This window comes from Undibacterium sp. Ji50W, from assembly GCF_049340445.1.
GTDB lineage: Bacteria > Pseudomonadota > Gammaproteobacteria > Burkholderiales > Burkholderiaceae_D > Undibacterium.
The window spans coordinates 22,923-39,696 of sequence record NZ_JBMPOX010000002.1 but is presented as its reverse complement, the minus strand read 5'-3'; the positions used below and the strand labels follow the sequence as shown (position 1 = coordinate 39,696).

13 protein-coding genes and 1 riboswitch are annotated in these 16,774 nt (G+C 51.2%); of the genes, 4 read left to right on the top strand and 9 right to left on the bottom strand.

The genetic code is table 11. The features are described 5' to 3' along the window. Positions 1 to 173: 173 nt before the first annotated feature. Positions 174 to 2,465 (bottom strand): UvrD-helicase domain-containing protein, encoded by a 2,292-nt coding sequence (locus ACO0K9_RS05455; protein WP_422982605.1) that lies wholly within the window; start codon positions 2,463 to 2,465, stop codon positions 174 to 176. A gap of 362 nt (positions 2,466 to 2,827) precedes the next feature. On the opposite strand from ACO0K9_RS05455, the gene dapA reads away from it, so the two are divergent. After that, positions 2,828 to 3,778, top strand: a complete 951-nt coding sequence (gene dapA / locus ACO0K9_RS05450; protein ID WP_422982603.1) for a 4-hydroxy-tetrahydrodipicolinate synthase — start codon at positions 2,828 to 2,830, stop codon at positions 3,776 to 3,778. Positions 3,779 to 3,841: 63 nt separating this feature from the next. Continuing rightward, positions 3,842 to 4,570: a hypothetical protein gene (locus ACO0K9_RS05445; protein ID WP_422982601.1), complete on the top strand. Its 729-nt coding sequence runs from the start codon at positions 3,842 to 3,844 to the stop codon at positions 4,568 to 4,570. 46 nt (positions 4,571 to 4,616) lie between these two features. Here ACO0K9_RS05445 and ACO0K9_RS05440 read toward each other — a convergent pair whose 3' ends face one another. From ACO0K9_RS05440 to ACO0K9_RS05405, 8 genes are all read right to left on the bottom strand, one after another. Beyond that, positions 4,617 to 5,378, bottom strand: a complete 762-nt coding sequence (locus ACO0K9_RS05440; protein WP_422982599.1) for a hypothetical protein — start codon at positions 5,376 to 5,378, stop codon at positions 4,617 to 4,619. Positions 5,379 to 5,493: 115 nt separating this feature from the next. Beyond that, complete coding sequence (gene thiE, locus ACO0K9_RS05435; RefSeq protein ID WP_422982597.1) at positions 5,494 to 6,189, bottom strand: thiamine phosphate synthase; 696 nt, start codon at positions 6,187 to 6,189, stop codon at positions 5,494 to 5,496. Further along, a complete protein-coding gene (gene thiD, locus ACO0K9_RS05430) occupies positions 6,186 to 7,004 on the bottom strand; it encodes a bifunctional hydroxymethylpyrimidine kinase/phosphomethylpyrimidine kinase (protein ID WP_422982595.1) in 819 nt (272 codons plus the stop codon). The genes thiE and thiD overlap by 4 nt, the downstream gene beginning before the upstream one ends. After that, complete coding sequence (locus ACO0K9_RS05425; protein WP_422982593.1) at positions 7,004 to 7,795, bottom strand: thiazole synthase; 792 nt, start codon at positions 7,793 to 7,795, stop codon at positions 7,004 to 7,006. The genes thiD and ACO0K9_RS05425 overlap by 1 nt, the downstream gene beginning before the upstream one ends. Before the next feature lie 164 nt (positions 7,796 to 7,959). Beyond that, positions 7,960 to 8,316, bottom strand: coding sequence for an endonuclease domain-containing protein (locus ACO0K9_RS05420; protein ID WP_422982591.1), 357 nt, complete (start codon positions 8,314 to 8,316; stop codon positions 7,960 to 7,962). 61 nt (positions 8,317 to 8,377) lie between these two features. Then, positions 8,378 to 8,578: a sulfur carrier protein ThiS gene (gene thiS, locus ACO0K9_RS05415; protein WP_422982589.1), complete on the bottom strand. Its 201-nt coding sequence runs from the start codon at positions 8,576 to 8,578 to the stop codon at positions 8,378 to 8,380. Between the two features lie 2 nt (positions 8,579 to 8,580). After that, positions 8,581 to 10,494 (bottom strand): phosphomethylpyrimidine synthase ThiC, encoded by a 1,914-nt coding sequence (thiC, locus tag ACO0K9_RS05410; protein WP_422982587.1) that lies wholly within the window; start codon positions 10,492 to 10,494, stop codon positions 8,581 to 8,583. 76 nt (positions 10,495 to 10,570) lie between these two features. Next, a riboswitch (TPP riboswitch) is annotated at positions 10,571 to 10,680 on the bottom strand. 82 nt (positions 10,681 to 10,762) lie between these two features. After that, the gene (locus ACO0K9_RS05405) at positions 10,763 to 12,853 is read right to left on the bottom strand and encodes a diguanylate cyclase (protein WP_422982585.1); all 2,091 of its coding nucleotides are present in this window, start codon (positions 12,851 to 12,853) and stop codon (positions 10,763 to 10,765) included. 403 nt (positions 12,854 to 13,256) lie between these two features. On the opposite strand from ACO0K9_RS05405, the gene ACO0K9_RS05400 reads away from it, so the two are divergent. Next, on the top strand, positions 13,257 to 16,082 hold the full coding sequence (locus ACO0K9_RS05400) for a valine--tRNA ligase (RefSeq protein WP_422982583.1): 2,826 nt from the start codon (positions 13,257 to 13,259) through the stop codon (positions 16,080 to 16,082). A 110-nt stretch (positions 16,083 to 16,192) separates the two neighbouring features. Further along, a complete protein-coding gene (locus ACO0K9_RS05395) occupies positions 16,193 to 16,675 on the top strand; it encodes a DUF2147 domain-containing protein (protein WP_422982581.1) in 483 nt (160 codons plus the stop codon). Positions 16,676 to 16,774: the final 99 nt, after the last annotated feature.

Below are 16,774 nucleotides of genomic sequence, written 5' to 3'. Positions count from 1 at the left end.
TGTTGCGAATGAAATTCATGGCCAAAATCATGGCAGCCAGTGCCTATAATATTCAGGCATTTTATTTAACTTGCAGATCAAGGCCTTTACACATTTTGATCTGCGAGTCCAAAGTGATACGCGACCATGGCGCACGAAGCATAGCCCACGTTCGCCACATCCATTTTCTGCTTTTATATTTTCTGTAGTTTTGCACTGCTCAGGTCCAACTGTTTCACACCTAATTTTCCAAAATTGATATAGGCACTCGCAACGGCACCACCGCTACCGCCTACGATTTTATCAATCACGCCTTCACCAAATTTATCATGCACAACATTCTGTCCTATGCGCCAGGCCATTTTGTCATTACTCTGTTTAAAACTCTGTGCAATCCGGTTAGCGGCGTCATCGGGGGCTTCATCCCATGCTGATTTTTTATTGCCAAACCAGCTTGCCTGTATTTTGGGTGACAACCACTTGACTGATTCTTCGGGTAATTCTTCCAGGAAGCGTGAACGCATGTTGTAGCGCGTCTGGCCATGTAACATGCGGGTTTGTGAAAAACTCAGGTACAGACGCTGGCGTGCGCGGGTAATCGCCACATACATGAGACGACGTTCTTCTTCGACGCCGCTTTCTTCCTGTGCGCTGTTTTCGTGCGGAAACAAGCCTTCTTCCAGACCGGTAATGAAGACCGCATCAAATTCAAGCCCCTTGGCTGAATGCACGGTCATCAACTGCATGGCATCCTGTCCAGCTTGCGCCTGATTGTCGCCAGCTTCCAATGAAGCATGCGAGAGGAAAGCCGACAGCGCTGACATCACAGTTGGCAAGGCAGCATCGGCATCGATGATCTGATCAGCATTCCCATTTTCCAGCAAGACCACAGCACTGCTAGCCGGGCCGGCAAAGGCTGGCGCCTCTTTGTTGAAGCCTTCTTCTGACACAAACAGGGTTGCAGCATTCACCAACTGCTCCAGGTTTTCTATACGGTCTGCCCCCTCTTTTTCGGTCTGGTAGTGCGTCAGCAAAGTGCTGACTTCCAGCACAATTTTTACCATTTCCGGCAAAGGCAGGTTCTGTGTTTCGAAACGCGCACCTTCTATCAATTTAACGAAAGATGCCAGCGAAGAACCGGCCTTGCCAGACACATACCGCACGGCTGCATACATGGAACTATTCTGCTGCCTGGCGACATCCTGCAATTGTTCCAGCGAACGCGCCCCTATGCCACGGGTAGGGAAGTTCACCACACGCAAAAACGCAGAATCATTGTGCGGGTTGTCCATCAATTGCAGATAGGCGATCGCATGCTTGATCTCGGCCCGTTCAAAAAAGCGCTGACCGCCATATACGCGATACGGTATGCCAGCCGTGAACAAGGCATGCTCAATCACACGCGACTGCGCGTTCGAGCGATACAAGATCGCGATTTCGCTGCGCAACGAACCTTCACGTATCAAATTCTTGGCTTCATCTATGATCCAGTTGGCTTCCTGTATATCACTGCTGGCTTCCATGATGCGCACCGGTTCACCGTGACCGGCATCGGTACGCAGATTTTTACCCAGGCGTTTGCTATTGTGTTCTATCAGCACGTTTGCACTGTCCAGGATGTGACCATGTGAACGGTAGTTCTGTTCCAGTTTGATCAGGTTCTGCACCTGGAATTCACGTTCAAAGGACGACATATTGCCGACATTCGCACCACGGAAGGCATAGATACTCTGATCATCATCACCCACTGCAAAGACAGCCCCGCCGTTCTTGGTGCCCTCACCGGCCATCAGTTTCAACCATTTGTATTGCAAGTCATTGGTATCCTGAAACTCGTCAACGAGGATGTGGCGAAACCTGTTCTGATAATGTTCACGCAAGGGTTGGTTACGGCTCAATAATTCATAGGTGCGCAACAGCAACTCGGCAAAATCGACTACGCCTTCACGCTGGCATTGGGCATCATACAAATCATACAGAGCGACCAGCTTGCGATTGAAATCATCGTAGGCATCGACCTGGGCAGCACGCAAACCCTGGTCCTTGGCGCCATTGATGAAATACATCAGGGTCTTGGGTGGAAATTTTTCATCATCGATATTGTTCGCCTTCAACAAACGCTTGATGAAGGATAACTGGTCGGCAGAATCGAGAATCTGGAAAGTCGACGGCAAACCAGCATCACGGTGATGCGCGCGCAACAGGCGGTTACACAAGCCATGGAAAGTGCCTATCCACATGCCACGTGTATTAATCGGCAACATGGCCGACAGGCGCGTCAGCATCTCCTTGGCCGCCTTGTTAGTAAAGGTCACTGCCAAAATACCACCGGGTGATACCTGGCCAGTCTGGATCAGCCAGGCTATCCTGGTCGTCAGCACTCGCGTCTTGCCAGAACCGGCACCGGCCAAAATCAGGGCAGACTGCGCTGGCTGGGTCACGGCAGCGAGTTGTTCAGGATTTAAGTTGTGGAGTAAATTTTGCATAGCCAGATTATACGGGACTATGTCATTTGCGCTTTATGCCGCAACCGGGCAGCTTAAAATTTGTGGCGGGATGAATGTATTACTGACTTGACAGGCTTATTACACCCGCAGATAATCATTTCAATCGCTATCCCATTTTTCAGTCTCATTTTCAATATGCAAACTCAGGTCAAAGATCAATTACACACACAAGGCTACACTGCCTTGGGTATGGTCTTTGCCAAAGCCAAGAAACAGACGCTCATCTGACCGGGGCGTGCTGTCCCGTCAGGTGAGCTGACAGGATGGCAAAACGGTCTCTTCCCTTTGTGCTATGTGTCAACTCCCTGCGGGTCTTTTAACCGGTCCACAGGAGAACAGGCATGTCCAGTAGCATCAGCAATTCCAGCCATACACATATCGCACATATTGAATCTAACCGCCAGACCAGACGCGCTGATTTCTCCGGCATCTGGGTCGCCCTGGTCACGCCATTTTGTGCCGACACAGGGGCGGCGGTGGACTTCCCTGCCTTACAGGCATTGGCCAGCAAGCTGATCCTGGAAGGGGTAGCCGGCCTGGTAGTTTGTGGCTCTACTGGCGAGGCAGCCGCACTCAGTGAAGAGGAACAATTGCAGGTGCTGGACGCCGTACTGGCTGTGGTTCCGGCCCATCAAGTCATCATGGGTTTAAGCGGTAATCACATGGGGCAAGTCTTGCACAGACTTGCATCAGTGGGGCAAAGACAGGTCGCTGGTGTGTTGGTCACACCACCGTATTACATACGGCCATCGCAGGCTGGCATCCTGCACTACTTCCACGAAATCGCTGATACGTCGCCCCTCCCTGTGCTGCTATATAACATTCCTTACCGCACCGGAGTGAATATGGAATTAGCCACCTTGCAGCAACTGGGGCGGCATCCCAATATTGTCGCCATCAAGGATTGCGGCGGCAATCTGCAAGCCACCATGCAACTCATCAAGGATGGCGATATCCAGGTACTGGCAGGGGAAGACCATCAATTGTTTTCTACATTATGCCTTGGCGGTGCTGGCGGCATACTGGCGTCTGCGCATGTGCGTCCAGACCTGTTCCTGCGTTTGCAGGCGCATATCAATGTAGGTCAGCTTGTACAGGCCAGGACAATTTTCTATCACTTGCTGCCGGTCATGCAGGCACTGTTTGAAGAGCCCAATCCGGCTCCACTGAAAGCAGCACTGGCGGCATCCGGCACAATACAAGCCTGCCTGCGTGCCCCCATGCAGACAGCGACGGCAGAAACTGTGGATAATTTATTGCGTGCGATAACAAACCTTGACATCATTGCATAGAGCATTGCCCGGCTGGCCTAAGCAAAGGATAATGCGGCTTCAATTATTTCTTTCTGAATGATGATGCCACGTTTGAATCCTTTGCTTACCTTGCTGGCTGCGGCCACGATTTCTTACACCGCGCCTGTCGCTGCCATGACCATGCTGCGCTCAAATGACACCCTGATTTTATATGGCAAGGTGGAAGCGGATGATGCACAACGCTTCCGCCGCAATCTGTCGGGTGGTGAAGTGCACAATGTAGTCCTGACCGAAAGCCAGGGCGGCGACCTGAATGCAGCCTATGGCATTGCCCAGTTAATCAGCGGCAGGAAAATCAATACTGCAGTCCAGGGTAATTGCTTTTCTTCCTGCGCCATCATGTTCATGGCAGGTAAAGAGCGCCGCATGCTCGCCAGCAAGGACCTGGCACGTACCAATCTTGGCTTTCACGGCCCACACAACAAGGAAACCCGTGAAATCAGCACCGATGCCATACCTAAATTACGTGAATGGTTGTTGAAGGCAACAGAAGGCAAATTTCCGGAATCATTGCTGGACCAGGCCATGTATATCAAAAGTGCCAGCGACATGATGTTCTTCTACTACCCGGGCGCGAACAAAAAGAGGGGCAATATCCGCTTTTGCACGGAAGGTACGCTCGCCAATCCGCGCAAATGTGAAACCATAGAAGGCCACGATATCATCAGCGTCGGCATCCTGACCACGGCAGAATTATTGAAGGTCGAAGACCTGGAACCGCAAGCGGCTACCAACAACGAAAACCAGGAAACCGGCAATAGCCCGAAGTAATGGCACATTACTGGGACGCGCAGCGAGTTAACGCCCCTCGCTATTATCACCGTATGGAAAAATCTTCAGTTGCATCATATCGGCATTCATGCGGTATGTCCCAGGTCGTAAAATCGCCCTTCAGGCACCGCCATAGTATCTCTTGCTTCCCTTCATAACGGGGTGCCAGATAAAAAACCTTGTCCTTGAATGGTTCGATATTCATCGTGACGGCTATCAAACCATTTTTTTGGTCGATTTCTATACTCTTTATATCGGCTGGTAGCTGGGATTCAAATCCAGCCTGGTCGATATTTTTAGGGAAAGCGTGATGACTCAAAATATAGTCACCTACTGCCCGGGATACATCTTTTGCACTATGCACCGCATCGTTAATAGCCAGCCTGCCATTGACTACTAACTGTCTCCTCGCCTCATTTTTTTGAGTTTCAGGATACGTCAAAACGGCAATTACTGAAAAAATCAGGGCATACAGGCTAAAAGCAACGATAGTCCAACGTCGTTGCACGCGATTAAAGTGCTCCAGGCTATCCCAGTAAATATTGTGCCAGGCCCATAATCTAGCAGTACGGCCTATCTTAAAAGCGACAAAAAAACCAACGATGGGAATGAAAAGAAGAAAGCCTATCCCCCTTTTATGACGTGCGGTCCAATAAAGCGCCAGCAAAAATGCTCCCCATGACCAGCCATCCACGCCGTCAGGTGCAGGATAATAATCGCCTCTACCCGAGTCGTTATCTCTTTCCTCTATCAGGCTACCAGGTAAGAATTTTTGTCTCTGACTGGAAGGGGAATTGTTCGCGCTCATTGAAGTAGCCTGCACATTGCAGGTCAGGAGAAATTTGGATCACAAAGTATATACCATACAATTATTCGGCTGGTGACTTTGCAGTATGCAGTATGCAGGGCGTGAATATGCAAGTTCAGAACGACTCTTTTCTTTGAAACGCTTTTTCATACAAAAATAGCCTTGCAAATGCACGCGCCGCCTGTTGCGGTTGCTCTGCCATATACACACTGCTGATTACTGCCACCATGTCAGCCCCTTGTGCCAGCAGTGGCTGGCAATTTTCCAGTGTCATGCCGCCGATGACCACATTCGGCACATCAAATTCCCTGATTGCTTCAGCCACTATGCTGGCTGGTGTGGTCACCGCATATTGCTTGATGCGCGAAGGATAAAAGCCACCAAAGGCAATATAGCTGGCACCACCTTTAACGGCCGTGCGTGCGAGTTCCAGATCACCATAGCAGGATGCGCCCAGAATCTTATCCGCCCCCAGCTTTGCCCTGGCATCAGCGACCGACATATCGGTGCCGCCTACATGCAAGCCATCGGCATCAATATCCAGACAGAGGTCCAGATGATCATTGATGATGAAGGGCTTGTCAAAACTGCGGCACAACTCCAGCAAGGCCAGGGCCTGGGTTTTGCGCAGTTCCCGGCTGGCGGTTTTGTGGCGGTATTGCACGATCCGCGCGCCGCCCTGCAAAGCCTGCTCCGTGACGGCCACCAGCTCGGCAGTATTGTCCCAGTCAGGGGTGACGACATACAAGCCGCTAAGTTGAGCACTACTGAGTTGACGACTGCTAAGTTGACGAACACTTGATTGGTTCATGATTTTTTCCTCGTATTCAATACTGGCTGGCGTGCCGGAATAAGCTGTCCTGCAGCTATGGCATAAGCATGTTGCAAGCTCTGCTGGGTATAGCTTTGCGCTTGTTGCAAGGCGTCTGCCAATACGACGCCCTTTGCCAGTTGTCCGGCGATGGCCGACGCCAGTGTGCAGCCGCTGCCGTGAAATTCACCCGGCAGGCGTGGCCATTGCCATTCTTGTGCAGTCTGCCATTGTCCATGCTGAAACCAGATATTTTTCACCCGCACTTCCGTTGCATGACCGCCTTTCAGCAAGATATCGGCTTGCGTGTATTCCATCAGGTTTTGCACCTGCGCCTGAAGATCACTCGCCTGTGGTGACAGACGTTTTAACTCTGGCAAATTTGGCGTGATCAATGTCGCGACTTTCAACAAGGGTTCAATCGCCTCTACCGCATCATCCAGCGATAAACTGTCACCATGTCCGCTACCCAATACCGGATCGAGGATGACTTGCAGATCGGGATATTGCAGTTTCATCTTCTGGATAAAATTCGCAATCGCTGTCGCATTTTTTTTGTGCGCGACGATACCCAGCTTGATGACCTTGACCGGTATCTTAGCGACCAGGGTCATGGCCTGCTGCAAGATAATTTGCACATCAACAGCATGCACTGCATAGGCATGGTCATTGTCTTGCACCGTCAATGCGGTAATCACCGGCAAGGCATGCGCACCCTGCGCAGCAATCGCTTCTATGTCAGCCTGTACGCCCGCGCCACCGCTGGGGTCATGTCCGGCAAACACCAGCACACATGGACGGCTGGGTGTCTTCATCAGACGATGCGACCAGCCATGGGCGATGAGGGTGACGCCGCAAACTTGCGCGGCATGCGCCCCGCCAGAAAGGCTTCCCGTCCGGCTTCGACTGCCAGCCCCATGGCACGCGCCATGCGCACCGGGTCTTTGGCACCCGCTATCGCCGTATTCATCAATACCCCATCGCAACCCAGTTCCATGGCGATGGCGGCATCCGACGCCGTACCAACACCAGCATCAACCAATACCGGCACCCTGGCCTGATCGATGATCAGCGACAGATTCCAGGGATTCAAAATACCCATGCCGGAACCTATCAATGAAGCCAGCGGCATGACGGCAACACAGCCCAGGTCTTCCAGCATCTTTGCCTGTATCGGGTCATCGCTGCAATACACCATGACATCAAAACCCTCTTTGACCAGGGTCCTGGCTGCCTTCAGGGTTTCAGGCATATTCGGGAACAGGGTTTTCTCGTCACCCAATACTTCCAGCTTGCACAGTTTGTGACCGCCCAATAATTCTCGTCCCAGTTGCAGTGTATAGACCGCATCTTCGGCGTTATAACAACCGGCAGAGTTAGGTAAGATAGTGTATTTGCTGGGTGGTACTACGTCCAGCAAGCTTGGTGCATTCGGGTCTTGCCCGATATTCACACGGCGTATCGCTACCGTGATGATCCCGGCACCACTGGCTTCTGTTGCCAGACGGGTTTGTTCGAGGTCTTTGTATTTGCCACTACCGACCAGCAAGCGCGAGCGGTAGGTTTTGCCGGCTATGGTGAGGCCTGGCTGGTTTTCTGTATTCATTGTTTTATCTCCAAAATTTGGGATGCTGTTTGGCTCCTTCCCCTTCAAGGGGAAGGTTGGGATGGGGATGGGGTTCTGCAGCAAACTGAATGTTTGCTTAATCGACTGAACCCCATCCCCACCCTAGCCCTCCCCTTGAAGGGGAGGGGAATGTCCTCAGTCTTTTAAGACTGCTCTTTGTTCACATGCCGCCAGATTTCTTCCATCACAGCACTAGTTTCACTCAATACCTGATTATTCCAAAAGCGTAAGACAGTAAAACCTGCCTTCTTCAGCACTTGAGTCCTATGCATGTCATACGTTTGCGCTTCAGTATGCTGCCCCCCATCAACTTCAATCACCAAACGCTTTTCCAGACAAACAAAATCCAACACGAAATGCTGAAATGGATATTGCCGTCTGAACTTCACGCCAAGCTGTTCGCCACGCAAACCTTGCCACAATTTCTTTTCGGCATCAGTCATATTTTTTCGCAGGACTTTTGCTGTGGTAATCAAGGCTTCGCTGGTTGCGTTTTTCATATTTTTTCGCAAAAAATATTTTTTAAATCCCTTCCCCTTCAAGGGGAAGGAGCTAAAAAACTCAGCCACCACCAATAGCACGCACAACATCTACCTTGTCTAACTCATGCAACTGGTACTCTGCCCACTTCGACTTCGGAATAATCTGCCGGTTAACCGCCACCGCAATCGCCTGCTGCGACAGATTCAATTCTGCGATCAGATCAGCCAGCAACGTACTCGTCAGTTGCCGTTTTTCTCCATTGAGTTGTATCTCCACCATGGCTATTGCTTCTTGTAGATTTCCGCACCGGATTTGATGAATTCGACGGCTTTGACTTCCATGCCCTGCTTCAATGCCTGTATCTCGCTGATGCCTTGTGCGTTGGCATAGTCGCGTACTTCCTGCGTAATTTTCATGGAACAGAAATGCGGACCACACATGGAGCAGAAATGGGCAACCTTGGCAGAATCCTTGGGCAAGGTTTCATCGTGGAATTCACGCGCTTTATCGGGATCAAGACCGATGTTGAACTGATCTTCCCAACGGAATTCAAAACGTGCCTTGGACAAGGCATTGTCGCGTATCTGCGCACCGGGATGGCCTTTTGCCAGATCGGCTGCGTGGGCGGCAACCTTGTAAGTGATAATGCCATCCTTGACATCTACCTTGTTGGGCAAACCCAGATGTTCTTTAGGTGTCACGTAGCACAGCATGGCAGTGCCATACCAGCCGATTTGCGCAGCGCCTATGCCGGATGTGATGTGGTCGTAGCCTGGTGCGATGTCGGTCGTCAAAGGGCCAAGCGTATAGAACGGCGCTTCATGGCATTGTTCGAGTTGCAGGTCCATGTTTTCTTTGATCAGGTGCATGGGCACATGACCGGGGCCTTCTATCATGACTTGTACATCATGTTTCCAGGCAATCTGGGTCAACTCGCCCAGGGTTTTCAATTCACCTAACTGGGCTTCATCATTGGCGTCATAGATAGAACCCGGGCGCAAGCCATCGCCTAAACTAAAGGACACATCATACGCTTTCATGATGTCGCAGATGTCTTCAAAATGCTCATACAAGAAGCTTTCTTTATGATGCGCCAGACACCATTTCGCCATGATGGAACCACCTCGTGAGACGATGCCGGTCAGGCGCTTGGCTGTCATCGGCACATATTGCAGGCGTACGCCAGCGTGGATGGTGAAATAATCGACACCTTGTTCAGCCTGTTCTATCAGGGTGTCACGGAAGATTTCCCAAGTCAGGTCTTCGGCCTTGCCGTTCACTTTTTCCAGCGCCTGGTAGATAGGCACGGTACCGATAGGCACGGGTGAATTACGGATGATCCATTCACGGGTTTCGTGTATGTGTTTGCCGGTCGACAAATCCATCACATTGTCGCCGCCCCAGCGTATCGCCCAGGTCATTTTTTCGACTTCTTCGCCAATGGAAGAGGTCACTGCAGAATTGCCGATATTGGCATTGATCTTGACCAGGAAATTACGGCCTATGATCATAGGCTCGATTTCAGGATGATTGATATTGGCCGGAATAATTGCACGGCCACGGGCAATTTCTGAACGTACAAATTCTGGCGTGATTTCTTCAGGTATCGCAGCGCCAAAAGACTGGCCGGGATGTTGCCGGCCCATGACGTCTGCCAGCTTGTTACCCATGGGGCCAGAGGCTTTCAGGTTTTCCAGGTATTCTTTCCTGCGCAGGTTTTCGCGGATGGCGACAAATTCCATTTCCGGCGTGATAACGCCCTGTCGCGCATAATGCATTTGCGAGACATTCCTGCCTGCCAGTGCACGACGCGGCAAGCGCTTGAGATTGAAGCGCAATTCGGCCAGCTTGGGGTCATGCAGGCGGGCTATACCGTATTCGGATGTAGGGCCAGCCAGTTCTTCCGTGTCATTACGCTCGGCTATCCAGGCACCGCGTACTGACGCCAGGCCAGAACGGATGTCGATTTTGACAGCAGGGTCGGTATAAGGGCCAGACGTGTCATAGACATAGATAGGCGGGTTTTTTTCCGAGCCAAACATGGCAGGTGTATCAGACTGGCTGATTTCGCGCATGGGTACACGGATATCGGGACGGCTGCCCTGTACATAGGTCTTGCGGGAATTCGGTAGTGGCTGTATGGCTGCCTCGTCTACCGTGGCGGTAGCGGACAAGAATTGCGGGTTGGCGTTCATTTTGGCTCCTTTGCTTTGTTGGCATGGAGCCAGCAAAGGAGTTTCCAAAGTCGGGATGCGCACGCTGAGGGTGGCAAAAAGTCTTCGGCAGCTTCCCTTCGCTGGCATTATCCAGATCAGGTTCGAGGGTATTTCTCACCCAACATCACGATTCATAGCGTAATGGCAGGACCCCTAGCATTTTTTCTTCGGGTCTTAGAACAAGACCGCGACGAGGCCAGATTATACGACTTTTATTTTAGCTGTGGTGCTTAATTATGGTGCTTATTTATTGCGCAACTGGCGATACACACTTCACCTCTGCTGCATCTCCGACAACATTGCTGATCTGCACTTTAACCGGTCCGTGAACTTCAGCCAGCTCCACCATGCCGGCCTTGATGGCAGCCGATAAATCATGGTCCAGTACCGGCAAGGCGTCTTCATATGCAATCAATAATTTGCTGACACCATATGCGCGATTGCGCCCATTGACCTTACCCAGATACAGGGCCATGTCGGCAATCTGCAGGGCTTTTTCCCAATTACAGACCAATTCGGGGATGCCGGAAAACGGCAGGCTGATAAAACCGGCGGTCATGGTCACTGCGATTGAGACGCCATCGACATCTACACTGGCTTCACCGATGACGCGCAGTATGCGTTCCACCAGGTTCTTCAATTGTGCAGGATTCGAGCGCGGTGAATAGATCAAAAACTCTTCTCCTCCCCAGCGCAGCACCATATCCGTATCGCGCACTGTACTGCGCAAGCGTTGTGCCACTTCCATTAGCACCACGTCACCGGCAGCATGGCCGTAACTGTCGTTGATATTTTTAAAATGATCGATATCCATGAGTATCAGGCAATCCGGATTTTCCAGGCTGTCCTCGCGACGCTCACCTTCCGGCAAGATCACCCTGCTCTTCATCAGGTCGACGAAAGAGCGACGGTTGTACAAACCGGTCAGGGGATCACGCACGGCATGAAACTCAAGTTGCTGGTTAACTTCGCGCAATTTCTCGTTGGTCTTGCGTACCCGCTGGTAGAGAAAGAAAATCACGATGCCTATCATCACCATCACTACTGCAGCCAGCAATAAAATAATTTGCTGCAGCTGACGATTTTTAATTTCAGCATCCTTGAGTTGATTCTCGCGGGCCAGCAATTCAATCTGCTTTTGTCTTTGTTGAGCATTGAACTGTTCTTGCAAAGTCGCAACGGCGCGGGCACGGTCAGACCGAAACAATTCGTCACTGAGTTTTTGCTGCTCACGCACGACTGCCAACGCCTCTTTGTGCATGCCTGCGGTTTCGTACATCGCCCCAATTTCACTCAACAGGCTTTCCATGTCCGACTTGGAGCCAGTTTCCATGAAATACTTTTTGGCCTCGTTGATATACGTGATGCCCTGCGCAAATTTTCTTTGGCCAGCCAGGCCAAATCCTATATTGGCTTTGGCCATCGCCACGGCAAAGGGGTCGCCAATCTCTTCCGCTTTTTGCAGCGCTGTCCTGGCTGCCTGTTCGGCTTCGTCATACTGGTGGACGCGCAAATAATAATCTGAAATATTGCCCAGGGCAGTCGCTGCAACAACCGGCATGCCAGCATCCGTGGCAATCTGTAAGACGGTCTTGTAGGCGTCCAGCGCCTCGGCATACCGGCCCAGGTCGGTCAGTGCCAGGCCACGCGCCATCACCAATGAAGAGATGGTTTTGGGAGAGTCAATTTTCGGTGTTATCGACAATGCGTCATTAGCGGTTTCCAATGCCTTTTCTGCATTGTGCATGTTTAAATAAAGGCGGGAAATGGCTTCCATGCGGTACAGCCTGGCCTGGGCCCGGCGGCGCGGTATCTGGTCAGTCAGACGCAAGGCTTCCAGACAATAGGCCAGCGACTTGTCAAAATTACCGATTGCCAAGTGCACCGTACCAAACGCAATGTTCAGGCGCATCAGCACTTCGGCATCTTTGCTGTCACGCAAGGATTGTTGTGTTTCCTCCAGTTTGACCAGTGCCAATGCAAACTTGCCCTGGTCCTGCAACTGAAACGCTTCCCCGATCATGGCCAGGGCGATCATGTCGCCATCATTGTGCGCACGCGCCAATTGCATCAGTTCAGCATTGGTGGCATTCGCTTCTTTATTCTTGCCGGCGTCGTACAGGATGGTGATCAGGGTTTTCAGTAGTTCGACACGCAAACTGTAATTGGCATAGGTGCTGCCATTCGCGCTGATTTTTTCCTTATACGCCCTTAGTTGCTGGAGTGCAGCAGTATTATCCCGGTCTGCCAGGTCGTGGATGGCTTCTATCTCACGCAAGTCATTGTGGCTGTCGGCCCTGACTGTCGGGGGCAGCAAAACCAGTAACAGGCTCGCCATGCATACACACCATCTCAAGCATTGATTTTGATGTCGAAGCCGGAACATGCATGCCCTCGCTGGGAGAAAATAGGTGACTTTAAGTAGGCTGGAAAATGGGAAAGGCCGTCAAAACGGCCGGAGCCAGCCTATATCAACCATAAACAGGCGACAAGCATACGACTTTCCCTCTGTTTTAGATACGCCGTTTAAAGTCGGTGACACAATCTATTACACAAAAGAAATAGAGATGCCGATAGATAACATAGATAACAACAGATGTTGCTATCTATCAGACAAGGGTCGCATTTCTCTTGCATGGCATAAAAATTATCTTTAAAACAATTTAACTCGCAGTAAAAAACCAACTTCTACACCTAGCTCATTTATAATCAAAGGTTTAGCAATCACCGCAGATCATATTATGGAATTAGCCAAGTCTTTTGAGCCCGCAGAAATCGAACAATCCTGGCGTGGCGAGTGGGAAAAACGTGGATATTTTGCCGCCACCATGGATGCAGGCAAACCATCCTTCTGCATACAATTGCCACCGCCGAATGTGACAGGCACCCTGCATATGGGCCATGCCTTCAACCAGACCATCATGGATGGCCTGACCCGTTACTACCGCATGCGCGGTCACAATACGGCCTGGGTGCCAGGTACGGACCATGCCGGTATTGCCACACAAATTGTAGTAGAACGACAACTTGATGCACAAAAGATTTCGCGCCATGATCTGGGCCGTGAAAAATTCCTGGAAAAAGTGTGGGAATGGAAAGAAAAATCCGGCTCCACCATCACCGGCCAGATGCGCCGCATGGGTGCGTCTGCCGACTGGGATCGTGAATACTTCACCATGGATGCCGAGCGCTCTAAAGTCGTCACTGATGTCTTCGTCAAACTGGTAGAGCAAGGCCTGATCTATCGCGGCAAGCGCCTGGTCAACTGGGACCCGGTACTGGGTACGGCTGTGTCCGACCTGGAAGTGGTATCGGAAGAAGAAGATGGCTCGATGTGGCATATCCGTTATCCGTTTGTTGATGGCTCTGGCCATCTGACTGTGGCAACCACCCGCCCTGAAACCCTGCTGGGTGACGTGGCCGTGGCGGTTGACCCGACGGATGAACGTTATATCCACCTGGTTGGCAAGATGCTCAAACTGCCGCTGACGGGCCGTGAAATCCCGGTGATTGCTGACAGTTACGTAGACAAGGAATTTGGTACCGGCTGCGTGAAGATCACACCTGCGCATGACATGAACGATTACGCAGTTGGTCAGCGTCACAAACTGGACATGATTTGCATTTTTACCCTGGATGCAAAGATCAATGAAAACGCCCCTGCCGTGTATCAAGGCATGGACCGTTTTATCGCCCGCAAACAAATCGTTGCTGATCTGGATGCACAAGGCTTGCTGGACTCAGTCAAACCACACAAATTGATGGTGCCACGTGGCGACCGTACCAATGTGGTCATCGAACCGATGCTGACCGATCAATGGTTCATGGCCATGAGCAAACCGGCACCGGAAGGCACGCACTTCCCAGGCAAATCCATCGCTGAAGTCGCACTGAAAAAAGTCGCTGATGGTGAAATCAAGTTCATTCCGGAAAACTGGACCACGACCTATAACCAGTGGCTGAACAATATCCAGGACTGGTGTATCTCGCGCCAATTGTGGTGGGGTCATCAAATCCCGGCCTGGTATGGTGACAATGGTGAAATTTTTGTGGCGACCGATGAAACCGGTGCCAAAGCCAAGGCAGTTGCTGCTGGTTACACTGGCGCGTTGAAGCGTGACGACGATGTACTAGATACCTGGTTTTCGTCTGCGCTGGTGCCTTTCTCTACCATGGGCTGGCCAGAGGAAACACCGGATATCAAGCAGTTCCTGCCATCCTCGGTGCTGGTCACCGGCTTTGACATTATTTTCTTCTGGGTAGCGCGCATGGTCATGATGACCACGCACTTTACCGGCAAGGTACCGTTCAATACCGTGTATGTGCATGGTCTGGTGCGCGATTCCAGCGGCCAGAAAATGTCCAAATCCAAGGGTAATACCCTGGACCCTATCGACCTCATCGATGGTATCAGCGTTGATGAGCTGGTGGCCAAGCGCACAGTCGGTTTGATGAATCCAAAACAGGCAGCCAGCATAGAAAAGGCCACCCGCAAGGAATTTGCCGATGGCATTCCTGCCTATGGTACCGACGCCTTGCGCTTCACCATGGCCAGCTATGCATCACTGGGCCGTAATATCAATTTCGACCTTGGTCGTTGTGAGGGTTATCGCAATTTCTGCAATAAACTGTGGAACGCGACCCGCTTTGTCTTGATGAATACCGAAGGCAAGGATTGTGGTTTTGGCGCAGATGTGGGTGCAGCTGATCTGGAATATTCACAGGCTGACAAATGGATCATCTCTACCCTGCAAAGAGCAGAGGCCGAGGTGGAAAAAGGCTTTGCTGACTACCGTTTCGACAATATTGCTTCTGCCATCTACAAGTTTGTCTGGGATGAATATTGCGACTGGTACCTGGAAGTTGCCAAGGTACAGGTACAGCAAGGTAATGAGGCGCAACAACGCGCCACCCGCCGCATGCTCTTGCGCGTGCTGGAAGTGATCTTGCGCCTGGCTCACCCTATCATTCCTTTCGTCACCGAAGCTTTGTGGCAAACCGTGGCACCATTGGCAGGCAAGACTTTGAACCCGGCTGGCGACAGCATCATGGTGCAGCCTTATCCGCTGTTTGTCGCTGAAAACGTCGACACGCATGCCGAAGCCTGGATGCAGGCGCTGAAAGGCATGACTGACGCTTGCCGTAACCTGCGTGGTGAAATGCAATTGTCCCCAGCCCTGCGCGTGCCGCTGTTGTTGCAAGCCGCTAATGCCGAAGACAAAGCCCGTCTGCAGGCTTTTGCCCCTTACCTGCAAGCCTTGGCCAAGCTGTCTGAAGTCAGCGTGGTGGATGCCCTGCCGGATTCACCGGCGCCGGTATCCATCGTAGGCGAATCCAAACTGATGCTGAAGGTGGAAATCGATGTGGCGGCTGAACGTGTACGTATCAGCAAGGAAGTCGCCCGTCTGGAAGGCGAAATCACCAAGGCAGAAGCCAAGCTGGGCAATGAAGGCTTTGTCGCCAGGGCACCGGCACAAGTGATCGCGCAAGAGAAAGAAAGGGTGGCAAATTTCTCTGCTACCCTGCAAAAACTGCGCGAACAACTTGGCAAATTGCCATCAGCGTAATACCGTGGGTTAAAGTAGGTACTCTAAAAATCTTGTACGTGGTAAATATTTTGCCACGTACAATCAATTCCAATAAATCAGAGACCTAGGTTTTTTCTTTTGGAGACAGCATGAAAAAAACAGTTCCACTTGCGTTAACTGCATTATCCGCATTTTCCGCGTTATCCGTATCCATCGCCCTGGCTGGTCTGCCCATGCTGGCGCAGGCAGAAGAAAGCCCGGTCGGCCTATGGAAGAGCATTGATGATAAATCTGGCAAGCCCAAGGCATTGATACGCATCACCGAAACTGCTGGTGAATTGCAGGGCAGGATAGAAAAACTGTTCCTGGAAGCTGACGCACCTGAAAAGAATCCAAAATGCGACAAATGCGAAGGTGCCAACAAAGACCAGCCCATCGTCGGCATGACCATCTTATCCGGCTTGAAAAAAGATGGCGATGAATACACTGGCGGCAAAATACTCGACCCGGGTAATGGCAAGTTATATAGCAGCAAACTCAGCGTGATTGAAAACAACAAAAAACTGAATGTACGCGGTTATATTGGTGCACCGATGTTTGGTCGTACCCAGACCTGGTTGCGCGAGCAATAAACCCCTGCGATAGCAGTAAAAGAAGCAGCAACGGGAGCCATGGCTCCCGTTTTTATTTAAATAATAGTATTAATCAGCGCCCATCTGCTGCTGCCACGC

Excerpts from the sequence above, each read along its gene's own strand:
- ACO0K9_RS05455 (WP_422982605.1), bottom strand. The coding sequence starts at position 2,465 with ATGCAAAATTTACTCCACAACTTAAATCCTGAACAACTCGCTGCCGTG.
- dapA (WP_422982603.1), top strand. The coding sequence starts at position 2,828 with ATGTCCAGTAGCATCAGCAATTCCAGCCATACACATATCGCACATATT.
- ACO0K9_RS05445 (WP_422982601.1), top strand. The coding sequence starts at position 3,842 with ATGCCACGTTTGAATCCTTTGCTTACCTTGCTGGCTGCGGCCACGATT.
- ACO0K9_RS05440 (WP_422982599.1), bottom strand. The coding sequence starts at position 5,378 with ATGAGCGCGAACAATTCCCCTTCCAGTCAGAGACAAAAATTCTTACCT.
- thiE (WP_422982597.1), bottom strand. The coding sequence starts at position 6,189 with ATGAACCAATCAAGTGTTCGTCAACTTAGCAGTCGTCAACTCAGTAGT.
- thiD (WP_422982595.1), bottom strand. The coding sequence starts at position 7,004 with ATGAAGACACCCAGCCGTCCATGTGTGCTGGTGTTTGCCGGACATGAC.
- ACO0K9_RS05425 (WP_422982593.1), bottom strand. The coding sequence starts at position 7,795 with ATGAATACAGAAAACCAGCCAGGCCTCACCATAGCCGGCAAAACCTAC.
- ACO0K9_RS05420 (WP_422982591.1), bottom strand. The coding sequence starts at position 8,316 with ATGAAAAACGCAACCAGCGAAGCCTTGATTACCACAGCAAAAGTCCTG.
- thiS (WP_422982589.1), bottom strand. The coding sequence starts at position 8,578 with ATGGTGGAGATACAACTCAATGGAGAAAAACGGCAACTGACGAGTACG.
- thiC (WP_422982587.1), bottom strand. The coding sequence starts at position 10,494 with ATGAACGCCAACCCGCAATTCTTGTCCGCTACCGCCACGGTAGACGAG.
- ACO0K9_RS05405 (WP_422982585.1), bottom strand. The coding sequence starts at position 12,853 with ATGGCGAGCCTGTTACTGGTTTTGCTGCCCCCGACAGTCAGGGCCGAC.
- ACO0K9_RS05400 (WP_422982583.1), top strand. The coding sequence starts at position 13,257 with ATGGAATTAGCCAAGTCTTTTGAGCCCGCAGAAATCGAACAATCCTGG.
- ACO0K9_RS05395 (WP_422982581.1), top strand. The coding sequence starts at position 16,193 with ATGAAAAAAACAGTTCCACTTGCGTTAACTGCATTATCCGCATTTTCC.